Origin of the sequence: Desnuesiella massiliensis (genome assembly GCF_001403615.1) — a bacterium.
GTDB lineage: Bacteria > Bacillota > Clostridia > Clostridiales > Clostridiaceae > Desnuesiella > Desnuesiella massiliensis.
Genome location: NZ_LN879457.1, coordinates 710,193 through 727,182, shown reverse-complemented (window position 1 = coordinate 727,182; position 16,990 = coordinate 710,193). Strand labels below are relative to the sequence as shown.

General features: G+C 33.2%; 13 protein-coding genes, 1 pseudogene and 1 riboswitch. Of the genes and pseudogenes, 5 read left to right on the top strand and 9 right to left on the bottom strand.

Going from position 1 to position 16,990, the window contains the following annotated elements:
* The first annotated feature begins 198 nt into the window (after positions 1 to 198).
* The 3 genes from BN2665_RS21330 to BN2665_RS21320 all read left to right on the top strand — a co-directional run bounded on the left by BN2665_RS21330 (position 199) and on the right by BN2665_RS21320 (position 2,624).
* Positions 199 to 399 (top strand): hypothetical protein, encoded by a 201-nt coding sequence (locus BN2665_RS21330; RefSeq protein WP_011988842.1) that lies wholly within the window; start codon positions 199 to 201, stop codon positions 397 to 399.
* Positions 400 to 540: 141 nt separating this feature from the next.
* Complete coding sequence (locus tag BN2665_RS21325; protein WP_009064822.1) at positions 541 to 804, top strand: DUF6870 family protein; 264 nt, start codon at positions 541 to 543, stop codon at positions 802 to 804.
* Positions 805 to 944: 140 nt separating this feature from the next.
* Entirely contained in the window at positions 945 to 2,624 is a 1,680-nt protein-coding gene (locus tag BN2665_RS21320) for a recombinase family protein (protein ID WP_055669128.1), read from the top strand.
* Positions 2,625 to 2,629: 5 nt separating this feature from the next.
* Here BN2665_RS21320 and tnpA read toward each other — a convergent pair whose 3' ends face one another.
* Positions 2,630 to 3,010, bottom strand: a complete 381-nt coding sequence (tnpA, locus tag BN2665_RS21315; protein WP_207643707.1) for an IS200/IS605 family transposase — start codon at positions 3,008 to 3,010, stop codon at positions 2,630 to 2,632.
* A 173-nt stretch (positions 3,011 to 3,183) separates the two neighbouring features.
* A riboswitch (SAM riboswitch) is annotated at positions 3,184 to 3,287 on the bottom strand.
* A 169-nt stretch (positions 3,288 to 3,456) separates the two neighbouring features.
* Here tnpA and BN2665_RS21310 point away from each other — a divergent pair.
* Positions 3,457 to 5,022, top strand: a complete 1,566-nt coding sequence (locus tag BN2665_RS21310; protein ID WP_055669127.1) for a multicopper oxidase family protein — start codon at positions 3,457 to 3,459, stop codon at positions 5,020 to 5,022.
* Between the two features lie 71 nt (positions 5,023 to 5,093).
* Here BN2665_RS21310 and BN2665_RS21305 read toward each other — a convergent pair whose 3' ends face one another.
* From BN2665_RS21305 to BN2665_RS21275, 8 genes and pseudogenes are all read right to left on the bottom strand, one after another.
* Positions 5,094 to 5,933 carry a CvfB family protein gene (locus tag BN2665_RS21305; RefSeq protein WP_055669126.1) on the bottom strand — a complete coding sequence of 280 codons (840 nt, stop codon included), beginning with the start codon at positions 5,931 to 5,933 and terminating at the stop codon, positions 5,094 to 5,096.
* A 69-nt stretch (positions 5,934 to 6,002) separates the two neighbouring features.
* A complete protein-coding gene (locus tag BN2665_RS21300) occupies positions 6,003 to 7,643 on the bottom strand; it encodes a M20/M25/M40 family metallo-hydrolase (RefSeq protein WP_055669125.1) in 1,641 nt (546 codons plus the stop codon).
* Positions 7,644 to 7,815: 172 nt separating this feature from the next.
* Positions 7,816 to 8,628, bottom strand: a complete 813-nt coding sequence (locus BN2665_RS27650) for a serine hydrolase (RefSeq protein WP_278335936.1) — start codon at positions 8,626 to 8,628, stop codon at positions 7,816 to 7,818.
* Between the two features lie 30 nt (positions 8,629 to 8,658).
* A pseudogene (locus tag BN2665_RS21295) lies at positions 8,659 to 10,473 on the bottom strand (LTA synthase family protein); the annotation flags it as partial.
* A gap of 223 nt (positions 10,474 to 10,696) precedes the next feature.
* A complete protein-coding gene (locus BN2665_RS21290) occupies positions 10,697 to 12,199 on the bottom strand; it encodes a sensor histidine kinase (protein WP_242866002.1) in 1,503 nt (500 codons plus the stop codon).
* A complete protein-coding gene (locus BN2665_RS21285) occupies positions 12,177 to 12,863 on the bottom strand; it encodes a response regulator transcription factor (protein ID WP_055669123.1) in 687 nt (228 codons plus the stop codon). The genes BN2665_RS21290 and BN2665_RS21285 overlap by 23 nt, the downstream gene beginning before the upstream one ends.
* Positions 12,864 to 13,041: 178 nt before the next feature.
* Positions 13,042 to 14,223, bottom strand: coding sequence for a S41 family peptidase (locus BN2665_RS21280; RefSeq protein ID WP_055669122.1), 1,182 nt, complete (start codon positions 14,221 to 14,223; stop codon positions 13,042 to 13,044).
* An 11-nt stretch (positions 14,224 to 14,234) separates the two neighbouring features.
* Positions 14,235 to 14,573: an arsenate reductase family protein gene (locus BN2665_RS21275; RefSeq protein ID WP_055669121.1), complete on the bottom strand. Its 339-nt coding sequence runs from the start codon at positions 14,571 to 14,573 to the stop codon at positions 14,235 to 14,237.
* Positions 14,574 to 14,747: 174 nt separating this feature from the next.
* Here BN2665_RS21275 and BN2665_RS21270 point away from each other — a divergent pair, with 174 nt between their 5' ends.
* Complete coding sequence (locus BN2665_RS21270) at positions 14,748 to 16,985, top strand: diguanylate cyclase domain-containing protein (RefSeq protein ID WP_055669120.1); 2,238 nt, start codon at positions 14,748 to 14,750, stop codon at positions 16,983 to 16,985.
* Positions 16,986 to 16,990: the final 5 nt, after the last annotated feature.

The following is a 16,990-nucleotide window of genomic DNA, read 5'->3' as shown; positions in this document are numbered from 1 at the left end:
GGTTTGAACGCGTCACAGTATTGACCGTCGCGCCATCAGCATGGGGCGGGGTGAAATTCCCATGAGGGCGGTTGCCGCCGCCTGTCCGGGTTATCCTCTTATTTACCATATAGGAGGCCGCGCCGGGCATTTCTGTCTAATGACAGCCCATTCTTTCCCGGCGCGGCACTCCCCCTATTCTGGCATAGGAGAATCGAAATGGAAAAAGATATGAATTTATCGGAAATACTGCCTGAACCGTGGAGCAACAATGCTTGTCGCGGCTATGTCATTTGGGCAATGGAAAGCTGTGGTTTTAGCTCTGATGATATTCGGCGCGTGGTTATGGAACTGAACGAAAGATTTGACTTCAAATCCATTCACGAAGCAGACGGGCATTACCGGAACAGTCCCTATTGACTTCGGGCCAACTCGGCCCGAAGTATGAGGAAAGATTAACAGCCATCACTTTTGCTTATAAAGTGGTGACTGTTTATGTTTCCTCATAGGACAGCAGGAAACATAAAGTACATTTTTCATTTGAGAAGGAGGCACAAAGCGATGGTAAATCTGGAACAGATCATCACAATGCAAGATGTGGATATTGCCACAGTGGATAAATCACAGTTGACAGATGTTAGCGGAATCGACTTTGATAACAGCCTGCCTCAAAGGGAACGTGCGGCACATATTTTGAAGCAGGTAAAAAACCCTTACTGCTTCCGTCATGGAGATACTGCGGTAAAGGTAGAGTTCCCGGAGGACGGCCCCCCCTTGCAGGATGTAATTACAAACTTTCTTATACGGCAGAAAAGCGGCCTGTAATCGGTCATGCCACTTCGGGCCAACTTGGCCCGAAGTCGGTAATATCAGCTATCTAACGGTATTTTTAAGCCCTCGACAACATTGTTCGCATTATGCTGAAATGGTATAATGTAAGTGTAATGTGATAGGAAGGAGGAAGCATGGCACGAACCAAAAACAGGGAAACAAATACTGCTGTTTCTCAATTTTCGTATAATCCTACACGGTGGAATCTTGCAAAATATATCCGGTTATCCAAAGAGGACTTGAATCGTGGCAAGGACGACAGCAACAGTGTCACCAATCAAAAAAAGTTGCTTGATGATTATTACAGACAGCACCTTGATGAATTTGAAAGCGCCGAAACCTATGTTGATGACGGTTGCACAGGTACAGACACGAACCGGGCAGATTTTCAAAGACTGCTGGCCGACATTTACGCGAAAAAGGTAAACTGCGTGATTGTCAAAGACCTTTCCCGTCTTTCCCGTAACTATACGGACGCCGGGAGCCTGATTGAAAATTTGTTTGTTCAGATGAATGTACGCTTTATCAGCTTGGCAGAGGGCGTAGACAGTTATTTGAACCCTGACAGCGTATCAAGTATTCTTGTTCCTATAACGAACGTAATGAACGACCAGTATTGTTACCAAACTTCAAAGAAAATCCGTCAGGTGTTTGACTACAAGAAACGTAATGGCGAATTTATTGGCTCCTATGCCCCCTATGGCTACATCAAAGACCCCAATGATAAACACGCTTTGTTGGTAGACCATGAAGCCGCCGAAGTGGTAAAGCAGATTTTTTCCATGTGTCTAAGCGGTATGACCGTCAGGGCTATTGTGAATCATCTGAACGACCACGGTGTTATGTGTCCTTCCGTTTACAAGCAAAGTCAGGGATTAAAGTACAAATGCCCCAACGGACAGACACAGCCCATGTGGAGTACCATTACTATCAGCAATATGCTGAAAAATCCCGTCTATGTTGGAAATATGGCACAGGGGCGAAACCGTGTGAAAAGCTACAAGATACACAAAATCGAAGCTGTACCTGAAAAAGACTGGATTGTTGTCCCGAATACCCATGAACCGATTATTGACCGCGAAGCCTTTGAAAAGGTTAAGCAACTGCTAAAGCGTGACACCCGCACTTCTCCAAAACAGAAACAGCTTTATCTGTTTAGCGGCTTTCTCCGCTGTGCGGATTGTGGCCGGGCAATGTCGCGGATAGCAAGCAAGGAATTGTACGTTTACTACCAATGCGGAACATATAAGAGCCTTTCTAAAAAAGCCTGCACTATGCACTCTATTAAAAGCACAAGGCTTGAAGCGGCTGTACTCTATGCAATCCGGCAACAGGTACATCTTGCAGTCAGCTATTCCGCTATTGTATCAAAAATTAACTTGGCTCCGCTCAAAAAAAGCCAGTCGATACGGCTGAATGAACTGATTACCGCAAAAGAAAAAGAGCTTACCAAAATCATGCGGTACAAGCAAGCACTTTATCAGGACTGGAAAGACGGTCATATCACACATAATGATTACCGCCACATGAGTGAAGATTATGAACAGCAAAATGAAGCCATTGGCACAGTGATTGCCAATCTGAAAAAAGAGCGGGACGAACTGGAAAATGGCATTGACACCGAAAATCCTTTTTTAGCAACTTTCCGAAAATACGAGAACATCGACAAGCTGACAAGAGAAATCTTAATCGAACTGGTTGACCATATCAAAGTATACGAGGGCGGCGACATAAGCATACGGTTTAAGTTTGCCGACGAGCTGCGCCGCATTATCCAGTATATCGAAGTCAACTCGCATTTACAGGTAGGATAAGACACCTACACACGAACAGAGCTTGTTGGTTTTCCTAATATATAACACTCATAATATCCTCTGCACCAAAAATGTCTGTTACCATATTTATATTTTAAATTTGCAAATCTATCAAAAATCATCAAGCTACTTTTCCCTTTTAATATTCCCATGAATTTTGATACACTCATTTTTGGTGGAATACTTACCAGCATATGTACATGATCTGGACATGCATTTGCTTCTATTATCTCTACTCCATTTCTTATACATATCTCTCGTAGTATCTTGCCGATTTCTGCTTTATATTTCCCATATATTATCTGTCTTCTATACTTTGGCGCAAATACTATATGATATTGACACCTCCATTTTGTATGTGTTAAGCTTTCTATGTCGTTACCCATACGACACACCTCCTATGATATTTTGTTTTGCGATTGTCAGTCGCTTTCATTTTATCATAGGAGTTTTTTTGTTCAGAGCTAAAGCCATTTTATCCACTGGCATAGCCAGTGGTTATCAAAGCAATATAAAAAACCTAAAGGATATCCTTTAGGCTTTATAAACCAACAGACTCCCCTTATCTCTCAGCCTTAGCTGCAGGATTTAGCACCAAATAGACTCTACTCTATCGGTTGCTGGGCTTCATCGGGCCAGTCCCTCCACCTCTCATGATAAGTTTCATAATTTATTTAATTTTTAATTATCATTATATTAAAGCAGAGCATCTTTGTAAACTACTTTAATATAACTTTAATTTACAAATTCTATAGTATACATTAAAAAATATGTCATATTAATTTTTTTATCATATTATGTATTGAGTACTATAGATAAGGATGTGATATACTTGAACAATGAAGATTATTTTAATGATAAAGTAGATCCCTCTGACCCTAATACTATTCCTAAATTCGTGGATGAACTTCCAAGTCCTTCCGAACTGAAACCTATATCAATCTCTGAAGGAATAGAATATTACGAAGTAAATATGATAGAAAATAAACATCGCTTTCACAAGTATTTTCCCTACAGTATTATATGGGGCTATAATGGTTGCTATCCTGGACCTACTCTTAGAGTATTTAAGGATCAAGCCATATTGATTAAATGGATAAACAATCTGCCTTATAGGCATTTTTTACCAGTTGATCTTACATTACACGGGGCCATGGACTCTCCAGAAGTGAGGACTGTAGTTCATGTCCATGGAGCAAATGTAGATCCTGACAGCGATGGTCACCCAGATGCTTGGTTTATAAAGAATTATTTGCTTACAGGAAAAACCTTTAAAAGAGAAATATATAAATATACTAATCATCAGCCTAGTGCTACCCTATGGTATCATGACCATAGCTTAGGAAGTACAAGATTAAATGTTTATGCCGGCTTAGCTGGTTTTTATATAATTCATGATATGTTAGAAAAGCGACTTGATTTGCCTTGTAAAGAATATGATATACCATTAATGATTCAAGATAAAAGTTTTAATAAGGATGGCTCTCTTTTCTATCCTGATGCACCAGCATTTCCAGTACCAGTAAAACCTTCTGTAGTGCCTGCTTTTTTAGGCAATACTATAGTGGTAAATGGAAAAGTATGGCCTCATTTAAAAGTAGAGCCAAGAAAATATCGTTTCAGACTTTTAAATGCATCGAATACCAGAGCTTACACCTTGAGCTTATCTAATGGTGAAAGCTTTTACCAGATAGGTACTGATGGAGGATTGCTTGATAAGCCTATGGAGCTTAAATCTCTAACCTTAGAACCAGCAGAAAGGACAGATATCATTATTGATTTCTCGAAGCTAAAAGGTGAGATTATAACCTTAATAAATGCTGATAATAACGCTAATATGAGGTTAATAATGGAATTTAGAGTTATCCTTCCCTTAAAAGATGAGGATACAAGTAAAATTCCTGAAACCCTTCACCCCATGACTATGCTAGAGGAACACATGGCAAAAAAGACAAGAAATTTAACCTTAAGTGCCAGTACGGATGATTATGGTAGACCTATGCTTTTATTAAACAATCACATGTGGGATGACCCTGCTACAGAAAAACCCTCTTTAGATAGTATAGAGATATGGAATCTAATTAATCTAACAAATTTTCCTCATCCTATTCATGTGCATTTAGTTCAATTCCAAATTTTAGACAGGACACCTTTTAATGTGCCTCTTTATTTAGAAAAAGGTGAAATTGAATATACAGGTGCTGCTGAGGAGCCAAAGGAATTCGAAAAAGGCTGGAAGGATACTGTTAGAGCTGAACCTGGCATGGTTACAAGGATCATTATGCATTTTAAAGATCATGCTGGAGACTTTGTATGGCATTGTCATATATTAGAACACGAAGATCATGATATGATGAGACCTCTTAAGGTAGTTGAAGATAATAGTCCTCCTCATTAAAATTTTGTTTTTTACGATGTCTTAAATAAGGGAGCACTCTAGATTCTAGAATGCTCCTTTTAAATTTATTTCTATTTTATAAGCTCTATACCATTTTCAATAAACCTTATCTTACCTTGCTTAAGCAGATTGCCAACAGCTCTTTTAAAAGCGGCTTTACTCATCTTCATTACATTGTATATAGCTTCTGGCGAACTTTTATCGTTTAAATAAAGTTCTCCACCATTAGCTTCTAATTTATCTAAGATTACCTTTGCATCTGTTTCAATTTCCATATAAGCTTCTTTTCTTAGGCTTAAATCTAATTTTCCGTCTTCTTTAACCTTAGATACCCTGGCTTGAATCCTATCTCCACAGCTATATTGCCCAAAAAACTCTGCTTTAGGTATAAGTCCTTGATACTCATTATCTACTGCTACAAAGGCTCCCACTTCAGGTCTAATATCATATATGATTCCCTGAACTATGTCCTTTTCTTTATAAGGAGCCTCTGAGCTAAGTCTGCTATAAAGCTTCATAGTAGCACACAATCTATTACTTTTATCTATATATAATGCTACTAAATATTCTTTATCTTTTTTAACCCTGCCATTTTGCTCGTTAAAAGGCAAAAATAAATCCTTTTCTAAACCCCAATCCAAAAATGCACCTATCTTTGTGGTTTCCACTACCTTAAGAGGAGCCATTTCTCCTAAGGTTATTTTAGGTGTTCTAGTGGTAGAAATCAACCTATCCTTTGAATCTTTATAGATGAATACCTCTATTTCGTCTCCTACCTTTGTTCCTTCTGGCACCTGCTTTTGAGGCAATAAAACCCCTTCCATATCACTACTGTCCTTTGAATTTAGATATACTCCTATGGAGGTTTCTCTAAGTACTTCTAACTTCTGTATTTTTCCTAATTCAATCATTGTACACCATCCTAAGCTTTACTCATTATAACTATATTATACATTAAAAATGGTAATAGTATTTATATTTTATTGAGGATTAAATATTTTATACAAAATATTTTCATAAAGCCTCGGTACTACATTAAAAGAATAGGATATATTAAGCCTTTCAGTATACTTATGAAAATCCTTTCCAAAACCTCCAAATACCACTGAAGGTATATTTAACTCCTCCAGTTCCTTAACAGGTATATTATAACACTTATTAGCACCTATTATATTGGAGGTTATGGTCTCTAATCCTTCTGCATCTTCTACTCCCGTATAGCTTAAATCGCAAAGTCCCATATAATAGTGATCTAGCTCTATATCTACATCAAAATTTTCCTTGCTATAAAGTGCAGTTTCTTCTATTATCTTCAAAAGTTCTTTGTCCTCTTTAACTTCATAATTTAAATGCTTATTAGGATAATAGGGTGGTGCAAAGCCAATTATTATAGCTGGAGCCTTATAAGGATATTTTTCATAGGTTTCTCTCATGATGTTTACTGCTATGGTCTGGAGATCCTTCTTTTCTTGCTGCCACTGTTTTATTTTGTTTCCTATATAGTTTTCAAAGTCTGACCCTTCGATTTTCAATACTTCTTCATATATATCTTTAAACATCAAAACCCTTGGCTCTATTTTTTCTCTCTCATTATTACTGTTAGAAATCAAATTATATTTCATAACATTTTCTTCAATTATTTTTATAGTATTTTCAAAAGCTTTAAGGGATATATTCTTAAGCTTATTTACCAATTCCTCAATAGATAAATTTAAGGTAAGTATATTATAATAAGCCGCTGCTAATAAAGGAGTTTGTACAGAATACAATTCCTTTAAGTCCATCTGCTTTAGGCATATGGGCGGAGGAGTAGTATTCCCTCTATCCTTGTCACAAAAATCTGGATTTAGCTCTAATAATCTATTAAGCTCTGAAACTAATAGATTAGGATTTAACCCTGTATGAGATTCATAAACATGAGTTTCCTTGCCCACACATAGGAATAAAGGCATCACTTTTCCTGATGTGCCTAAGTACATTCTTTTTTTGTTATCACCAATCTCCTTTGGTATAGAGCATTCTGTTACAAAAAGAGCTTTGTAGTCATAATTACATTTTTTCTTAAGGTCTAAAAGATAGGGCACCGCCCCTAGCATACCCTCTGAATTGCTCTCCTCTCCTGGCACCGCTAAAAATAATATATTCCCCTGAAAATCATCTCTTTTAGAAAATTCTCTTAATATTTCTATGCCTAAGGAAAGGCCATATTTCATATCTGCAGTACCTCTTCCAAATATCCAGTCTCCAGATTTAAAGTCCTCAAAAGCTTCCTTATTTAGTGGCAGCTCCTCTATCCTTTCCATAAGTTCTAAAGGCTTAAAAGCAAGCTCTTTTAAATGTTCAAAGTCCACTACGTCTACTACATCCAGATGACCTGTTATTATAATTGTGCTTTTTGAAGGCTTTGAACTACAGAATAAAGCACTTACAAAATTTCTTTTTAGAGGATCTCCCTTAATTTCCACCAGGTTTAACTTTTCTCTATGTTGTTTAAAATAAGATATTTCACTTATTATTTCCACTATTCTCTCTGCCGTCAAATTCTCTTTTTCAGTGCCTGAAATTCCTGGCACTTCCACTAATCTCAGTAAAGTATCTAACAACTTATCTTTTGTTATCATTTTACTCCTCCTAAGTAACAATGGTTTTCTATTAATAATACTAATTAATTTTATATCTTAGGAAGCATCCTGTCCATATTTAATATTTTTATTTTATGTAAAAAATATTCTTTAATATCCTAATTTAATCTGAGATGGAAAAAACAAAAAAAGAAGAGCTAAGTCTTCTTTTCTAGAATACATTGTTAATTTGATATTCATATATGATTTTTGATATCTCAGCCATAACCTCATCGGCATTAGGAAGTTCTTCAGTATATATTGTTAATATATATGGATTTTTTGTATATACTATAGCCACATCATTTACATAATTATCATAGTCTCCAGTCTTATGTGCAACTATTTTCTGAGGTATATATAAATCAATTCTATCATGAAAATCTGTGTTTTTCATATTTTCTATAATCTGTGGATAATAAGCATTATTATAAGGATTATCATAGAGCCATTTTAGTAACAATGCCTCATCCTTAGCTGTAATATAATTTTCAGAATGGTCGGTAGTATGATCCAATTTTTTATCCACTAAAATTCTAAAGTTTTCATAATCTAATCTTTTCAGTATCATATTAGTGGCAATATTATCTGAATGAGTTATAGAGTATTCACTTAAAAGCTTTAACGGTAATGGCTTTGTTAAGTCCTCTCCCTGCAGCACTCCTGTCCCCTCTTCATAACAATCCTCTGTATATTGTAATAATTCCTCTTCGCTAATAGCGCCCTTTTGAACCAAATCCGAAAGCACCATATTCATTTGAACCTTCACTGTACTGGCAGCAAGAAAGGTCTTATCCCCATTAATATCAATTTCATTGCCAGAGTTTATATCATAATAAAATAATCCTATTTTGTCCTCATTGCTGCCTAAATAATTTTTTATTTCCTCTTCTAGCTTTATGAGCTTATCGTCCTTTTTATTTTGCGGTGCTTCATTAAAATTTATCTTAATCTGATTTTCTTCCTTTGAAGATACCTGCTTCACATTATAAGAATTAGAAGCTGGAAGAAAACTTTTTAGCAGATTATAATTTAATATATCATCTGAATACTTCAGTTCTTTTAATACCTGTTCCTTCATACTTTTTAACTCTGGAGTTTCATCTAGTTTATTTCCTGTATCAATATCATAGTAGCTATCAGTCCAAGAAACATAAAAAGTCTTTCCATCCGTAAAAGAACCATTCCTAAAGACTACTTTATGCTCCGAGGTATTTAATATATCTTTTCCAAACATATAATCATTGGATAAATTAAATATATTACATAAGGTAGGGTATAAATCCATCTGACCAGCATAGGTATGATTAACTCCTTTATGCTCATCTTTTGGAAAATGTATTAACATAGGTACCTTTTGATATTGAACCCATTGTAAATCCGTAGCATTATTGATATTTTCAAAGGCATAGAGTTGATCAATATATTCCTTTGGTATAGCATTGTGGTCCCCATATAATACTATAATAGAATTATCCATTAATCCTTCCTTTTCAAGATTGTCTAGAAATCCCCCTAGTTGCTTATCCACATAATGTATAGCAGTTAAATAATTGCCTAGTAAGGTATTATTATATTCTCCTGCATCAAACTTCCCGTAACCTTCAATATCATCATAAGGATAATGACTGCTTAAGGTCACCATAAAACTATAGAAAGGCTCTTTAAAGCTTTTTATTTTTTCAAGGGATTGATTAAAAAAGGACTCATCGCTTAACCCCATTCCCACCTTTTCATCAACATTAAAACTCTGTTCTCCATAAAACTCATTAAAACCTTCTGTTTTATACATTATATTCCTATTCCAAAAGCTATCTGTATATCCATGAAAGGCTGCAGTATGATATCCATTTTCACTCATTAGCTTAGGTAATGAATTAAGAGTATTACCAGTATAAAGATAATAAGCTGCCCCAGAAGGAGCTGGATACAAGGAGTTATTTGACATAAACTCTGCATCAGAGGTATTTCCTGCACCTACTTGATAAAAGTAATTATCAAAATAAAGACTTTTATCTATCCATTTATTTAAATTTGGAGTAATCTCTTGCCCATTTACTTTTTTATTAATAACAACCTGCTGCAATGCTTCCACTTGAATCATAATTAAATTTTTATTAGCCCCTGCACCCTTTAAGTTAATTGATGAGTTCTCATTTTTATTTTGAAAAAATGCTGATATTTCTTCTTTTCCATTCTCCGGCATAGGCTTTAAACTATTTAATGCATTAGTAACAAAGTTATGCGTGTCTAGAATATGAAAATTAATATTTCCTAATACCTTTGCCACATATAGTTTGTTGCTCATAGTAGTAATTAATAAAGGCTGATCCTTAGAAAGCTTATAGATATAATTACCTTCCATAAAGCCTCCAAGCGAAAGTAGCATGGCAAAAATAATCAGCCTTATCCTAAAGCTAAGTGGAACTCTTTGTACTTCTTTTACTTTTATAAATATAGGAATAAAAAGTACTATATCTAATAAATAAAGCAAATCCTTAAATTGAAATACGGATTTAATACTAGAGGTTACAGTTTTTAGCAAAAAAATATTTCTTATAGCTCCAACAGAGACAATATCCTTAAAATACCTATAGTACATAGTATCACTTATAAATATTAAACTGATGATTATATTAGCTGCATATAAGAAGTACATTCTTTTTTTATCTTTAAATAAATAAGCTAAAGCTAATATAGGCAATATAGAGGCTATAACTGGACCTCTTAATGCTCTTGGATCAAAATATTCTGGCGAAATCTGTTTTCCGTAATATAAAGATTTTGTAATAATTATGATTAAAAATGAAAGTACCTCCCAGTGCTCCATCCACTGAATTCCTATGTTATATAACAGATGAGTGAACAGATTATCCTCTCTATCCCTTGCAATATTCTTTGTATTCATAACTAACACCAACCCATATATAATAGTTTAATCATTTTAAGCTTTATACTACTATCCTACTGTGACAGTGATATCACCATATAGTTAATAAATTGTAAACAAAAGGCATAGAACCTTGTAGTTCTACGCCTTTATTAAGGTGTATTTATATTCTTTTAGGAATTGCAAAATAAAATTTCACTCCAATTTCAGTGTTTTCTACCCCAAAGGGATAATTATGAAGCATTAAAATATTTTTTACTATAGATAACCCAATACCTGTACCCCCTAATTTTCTATTTCTAGACTTGTCAATCTTATAGAATTTATCCCATATTTTTGATAGTTCATCTTGCGGAATATGTTCTCCAGTATTTTCAACTTCAATGAAAATAGAAGTTTCTCTATCTATCATAGATACCTTTATTATTCCCTGCTCATTCACATACCTTAAAGCATTGGTTATAAAATTTGTAATGACCTGTTCCATTCTATTTAAATCTGCATATACCCTTGTTCTCTCTAAAAGACTAACTTCTAATGCTACCCCTTTCTCAGCTATATGATGCTCATATTTTCTTAGTGTAAAGCTTATAAGCTCTGTGATATCAAATTCTTCTTTATTAAGATTATAAAGACCTGATTCTATATGAGATAAATCCAGCATGTCCGAAACTAGATTCCCCATTTTTCTAGCCTCATCGCTTATTATATCTAAATAATAATCTTTTTCCTCCCCCTCGAAGATATCGTCTTTTAATCCAATAGCATATCCATCTATTAAGCTTATAGGAGTCTTTAATTCATGAGACACCGCTGCCACAAATTCCTTTCTCATCTTCTCCAGCTTTCTTTCCTTCTCTATGTCTTCCTCTAGTTTAGCATTAGCCTCTTTTAAGGAGCTTAGAGCAAAATCTAGATTTTCAGATAGAAAATTCAACGAAGCTGCTACATTACCTATCTCATCCTTACTATTTACCTCACATTTTTCTGTAAAATCTAGCTGAGCCATCTTAGTGGCTGCTTTATTAATTTTTAATAACGGCTTAACTATCATATTAGAAAATATTAGTGCTAGAAAAATGGTTAAAAAAATCGCTCCAATAAAAAAGTACATATACAATCTCTCTATGACTGATACCGCTTCATTTACTGGTTGAAGAGAAGAAATTGAATAAATAGTTTTTTCCCCTACATTTAATGGTATGATACCAATTAAATATCGGTTATCCATTTCTCCTTTTTTCATGATTATATTTGTTGTGCCAGGTTTTATTTCAACCGTATCTGGCGGTTTTAAATTTTCATTCCATCTCTTTATAAAATCCGTAAGTTCTCTAAATTTATATAAGTCTGTTCTATTTTTAGGTTGTACTGTAGATAGTCTTACCTTATTAAGTTTATCATCTATTATAATTTTTATATTATAACTATCCTCATACTCTTCTATGAGGCTTAACGCCTTTTCATTAGTTTCAGCCTTATTATATTCTGTTTTAAATTTCTCTATGCCAACTTTTAAATCATTTTTCTTTTTGCCTATATAGAGTTTTTCAAAAAATAACGATTGAACAATTAATGTGCTAATTAAAAAAGCAACAAATACTATAAAGGTTATTATAAAAAGTTTTTTAGTTATACTGCTCTTATTTTTCACTTTCCCCTTCAAATTTATATCCCACTCCTCTTACAGTAGATATTAAATAGGCTTTTTCCCCTAGCTTTTCTCTTAATCTTTTGATATGGCTATCTATGGTTCTATCATCTCCATAAAAATCTATACCCCAAATATAATCTAATATCTTCTCTCTGCTTAAAACGATACCATTATTATACGCAAAGTACAATAATAAATCATACTCCTTAGGTGCTAAGTTAACCATTTCTCCATCAATGGTAACCTTATGAGATAATTCATCAATATGTAATCCTTCAAAATATAATTCTTTCTTTAACTCAGCTTCAAGATAATAAGCTCTCTTTATCAAGGATTTTACCTTTGCAAGTAAGAGTCTCATATCAAAAGGCTTGGTTATATAGTGATCTGTTCCTAATTCAAAACCTAATAATTGATCCTCATCTTCACCTTTAGCTGTGAGAAAAATAATAGGTACATTGGAAGATTTTCTAAGTTCTCTACAAACTGACCATCCATCCATTACAGGCATCATTACATCAAGTATTACTAAGTGTACCTTCTCTTCCTTAAACATATTTAAAGCTTCTAACCCATTTTCAGCTTCTAGGAATTCATAACCCTCTCTTTTTAAGTATGCTCCTATGAGCTTTCGTATTCTGTCCTCATCATCAACAATCAAAATTTTCTCTTTCATACCATGGCCTCCTGTTAAATATAATAAGATTCTATTTTCTTAAAGTGTCTGTATGGTGACAATATTGTAAATAAATTATTAACATATGTTTATTTCTGTAAATCCATGAATAAACTAGATAAAAGCACCAGGTATCTTACTACCTGATGCTAAATATGGTTTTATTTATGAAGTTAATTTATTTTTTATCCAAAATATATTCTAAGTAAGGATCTTGATTTTTAATGTAATTATCTATGTCTATTTCTAAGCTAATATCTGGTACAAAAGACAACATATTATCATCTTCAATAAGCTCATAGTATTTAGTAGAATAGGTTATTACTATACCTGAATTTTTTAATATAAATCTTCCTATTTCTCCATAGCAATTAGGTTTTCCTCCTGTGGGCTCACCTACAAATATAGCTTCTGTTTTATTTTTTAGTAAATAAGTATTTAGTAATGCAGAGGAAAAGGTTTCTCTTCCTACTATTACAAAAAGCTTACCTTTTTTATTTATATGTTCATATTTTGATAAAGCTTTTATGAATGAATCTAACAAGGTTGAATTGCCACCAAAATTATCTCTTAAATCTATTACAAATTTATCTATATCCTCATTCTCTAATAAGTACAGCATTTCATTGCAAATTTTATTGATAGGCTCTCCAACCATTTCCCTACAAGCATTATATTTAAAATACAAGGTTTTAAATTCTTCTAAATATTCATGCCAATAATATTTATGTGGATTTCTCATGTAAAGAGGTAATAAGTCCTTACTTAAATCATCATTTCTACTGTTTATAAAATTTTTTCTAAAATCCTCTAGATTCTCTGATTCTATGCAAAGCTCTATCTTATTATCATCTATGTCTTTAAAGGTCGTATTTACTTTGTCTATATCATCTACTATCTCTAGACCATATAATAATTCAATAGCTGGTAGATATTTAGGTAGTTGAGCTTTAAGATAGGATTCATTTTCATAGGATACTATAGTCTTTACTATATCAATGATTTCCTCCATAGTGATTCCATTAATATGAGTTATTTTACAGTTAAGAACTTTTATATATTTTTCTGTGGTAGAAACTACGTATATCCCGTCTGCAAACCAATATAATTCAAAAGGTAAAAAACTTCTGAAATTAAAAAAAGCTGATGTATGCGCATCTTTAATGGCTGCAACTATTTTACCAATTTGAGCATAAAGTTCATAGTCATCAAAATATTGAACATTATTTTTTAACTCTTCAATATCTCTGTAAAATTCCTGCTTTTTTCTATGAAAAAATAAGTTCCTATGTCCCTCTGGCAGCTTCCTTCCTAATTGTTCTATATCCTGTTGCCATCTAATATTACGCTGTTCATTCATAAAATTTCTCCTTATTCCCAAGTACTCCAAATCTCTGGTTCATAACCTACGGTAGCTTGCTTGCCATTTCTTACTATGGGAGTCTTAAAAAGCTTGGCATTATTTAGTAATATCTCTTCCTTAGTACTATCATTTCTAATTTGCGCTAAGTTTGACTTCTCATACTCCTTTGATTCCTTATTAATAAGATTTGCAAGTCCTACAGCAGTTTTTACATTTTGTAATTCTCCCTTGCTTAAGCCTTTAATATTTAAATCAATAAACTGATATTTAATTCTTCTCTCTTTAAAATAACGTTCTGCTTTCTTTGTATCAAAACATTTACTTGTACCAAAAATTTGAATATTCACAATATTTTCCTCCTTTTGTAATAAAAATTTTGTCAAAGATCTAAATATTATATTTGAATTTTTAAATCTTTGATATAATTATATTACTAATATGAATTAAAATAAAATCTTTTAAAATTAACACGTATTTATTATATATACTCGCTTATTTAATATGCGCTGGAGGGATTTCAATTGAATAACATTCTTGAAATGTATAAAGAACAATTCTCCCAATGTGAAAATATAGTTGATACAATCCATACTCTAAATAATCTTTCTGAGGAAATAGAAAGATTAAATCCTAAGCATTCTCTTGAATTATCAAAGGAGGCTTACAATCTTTCTATAAAAGAAGGCTATGAAAGAGGCTTAGCGAGAAGCTTATTTAGAATAGGACGCAGCCATTGGCTTCTTGGAGATTTAGAGATGGCTTTATCAAGTTTGCTCCAAGCACTAGAAATAAGCAAGAAATTAAATATTCCTAGCTATGAAGTGGAGACCCTTAATACTTTAGGCAATGTAAATATTAAACTTCAAATATATGACCGTGGTCTAGAATACTATATGGAAGCCTTAAAGTTGGCTAAACACATTAAATATACTACTTTAGAGGCAGGCCTATTAAATAATATAGGTGAAATATATAAAGAATTTAAGGATTATACTACTGCTCTTGACTACTACTTAAAAAGCAAAAAACTTTGCGAAGATTTAAAGGATGAAAATTCTATCTCTATCCCACTTTTAAACATTGCATCTATTTATTATTTTTCGAAAGAGCATAAATTAGCAGAAAAATATACTAATGAAAGTTTAAAAATATGTAAAGAAAATAATGATAAAATAGGTGAATGTTATAGTTTACATCAGCTAGGGAAAATATACTTTAAACAAGAGCTATATGAAAAAGCCCTAAATTTTTTTGAAGCTAGCTTAAGTATAGCACAAAATGTAAGCGATAGACTTATTCAGATAGAGATATACATAGATTTTCATGAACTAATGACTATTTTGGGGAATATGGAATTAGCTTTGAGATATCTAAACAGTGCCTTAAGCCTAGCTGAAGAAATTAATACAAAATCCTTAATGGCAAAAGTATATTCTTACTTAGCTAAGCTTTATGAACATATGGAAAACTATGAAAAAACTTTATTCTACTATAAAAAATTTCACAATGCCGAAAAAGAAGCTAACAGCTTTGAGTTAGAACAAAAACTAAGAAGCATAACCACACAATTTAAGGTAGAGCAATCTCAGCAGGAAAAAGAAATATATAGGCTAATAAATATAGATCTAAAACAGAAGACCAAAGAATTAGAACAAAGCTCAAAGGAGCTACAAGAGGCTTATGATAATATTAAAATTATAAGTGACATAGGGCAAAGCATAACCTCTACTTTAAACCTAGAGAAAATATTAATAAGGGTTTATGAAAATATCAATCATTTAATGGACGCCTCTGTTTTTGGTATTGGCCTTACAAATGAAACTAAACAAATTATAGAATATAAATTATATATGGAAGATTCCGTAAGGGCCCCTATATTTTCTACCTCCCTAGAAAGTACTTCTAGCTGGGCGGTATGGTGCTTAAAAAACAGAAAAGAAATCATGATTAATGATGTAGAAAATCAATATGCCAACTATATACAAGGAAGAAAGAACTCTGTAGGTGGAAGGATGGAATCCATAATATATTATCCTTTAATAGTGGAGGATACAATACTTGGAGTGTTGACAGTGCAAAGCAAAAGAAAAAATGCATACTCTCAATATAACTTTGATATGGTGAGGGCTCTTAGCTCTTATATTGCTATTGCTATAAATAATGCACAAGAATCTGAAAAACTAGCAGAAGAGATAAAGGTTAGGAAAAATGCGCAGATGGAATTAGAGAAAATTAATGAAAAACTCCTAAGGTTATCAGAAATAGATGGTTTAACTGGAATCCCAAATAGAAGAAGATTTGACGAATTTTTTAGCTTAGAATGGAGTAAATCAGAAGAATATTCTAACTACCTATCTTTGCTCATAGTAGATATAGATTGTTTCAAAGAATATAACGATCACTATGGCCATCTAGCAGGGGATGAGGTTATTCGTAAAATCGCTACCCTACTTCAAAATTCATTAAAAAGATGTACTGACTTTGTAGCTCGTTATGGAGGAGATGAGTTTATAGTGGTACTTCCAAGCACTAATGCTGAAGGTGCTTTATGTGTTGCTAAAAGAATGAAAAAAGCCATTGAAAGCTTAAAAATAGAACATAATTATTCCTCTGTTGAAAAGTATATAACTATTACCATAGGTGTTTCTTCTATCATTCCTAAAAACAATATAGATAAGGAAACTCTTATTCATACTTCAGATAAAGCCTTGTATGAAGCTAAGGGTAAAGGAAGAAATGCAATAGAATTCTTAGGATAGGTGAG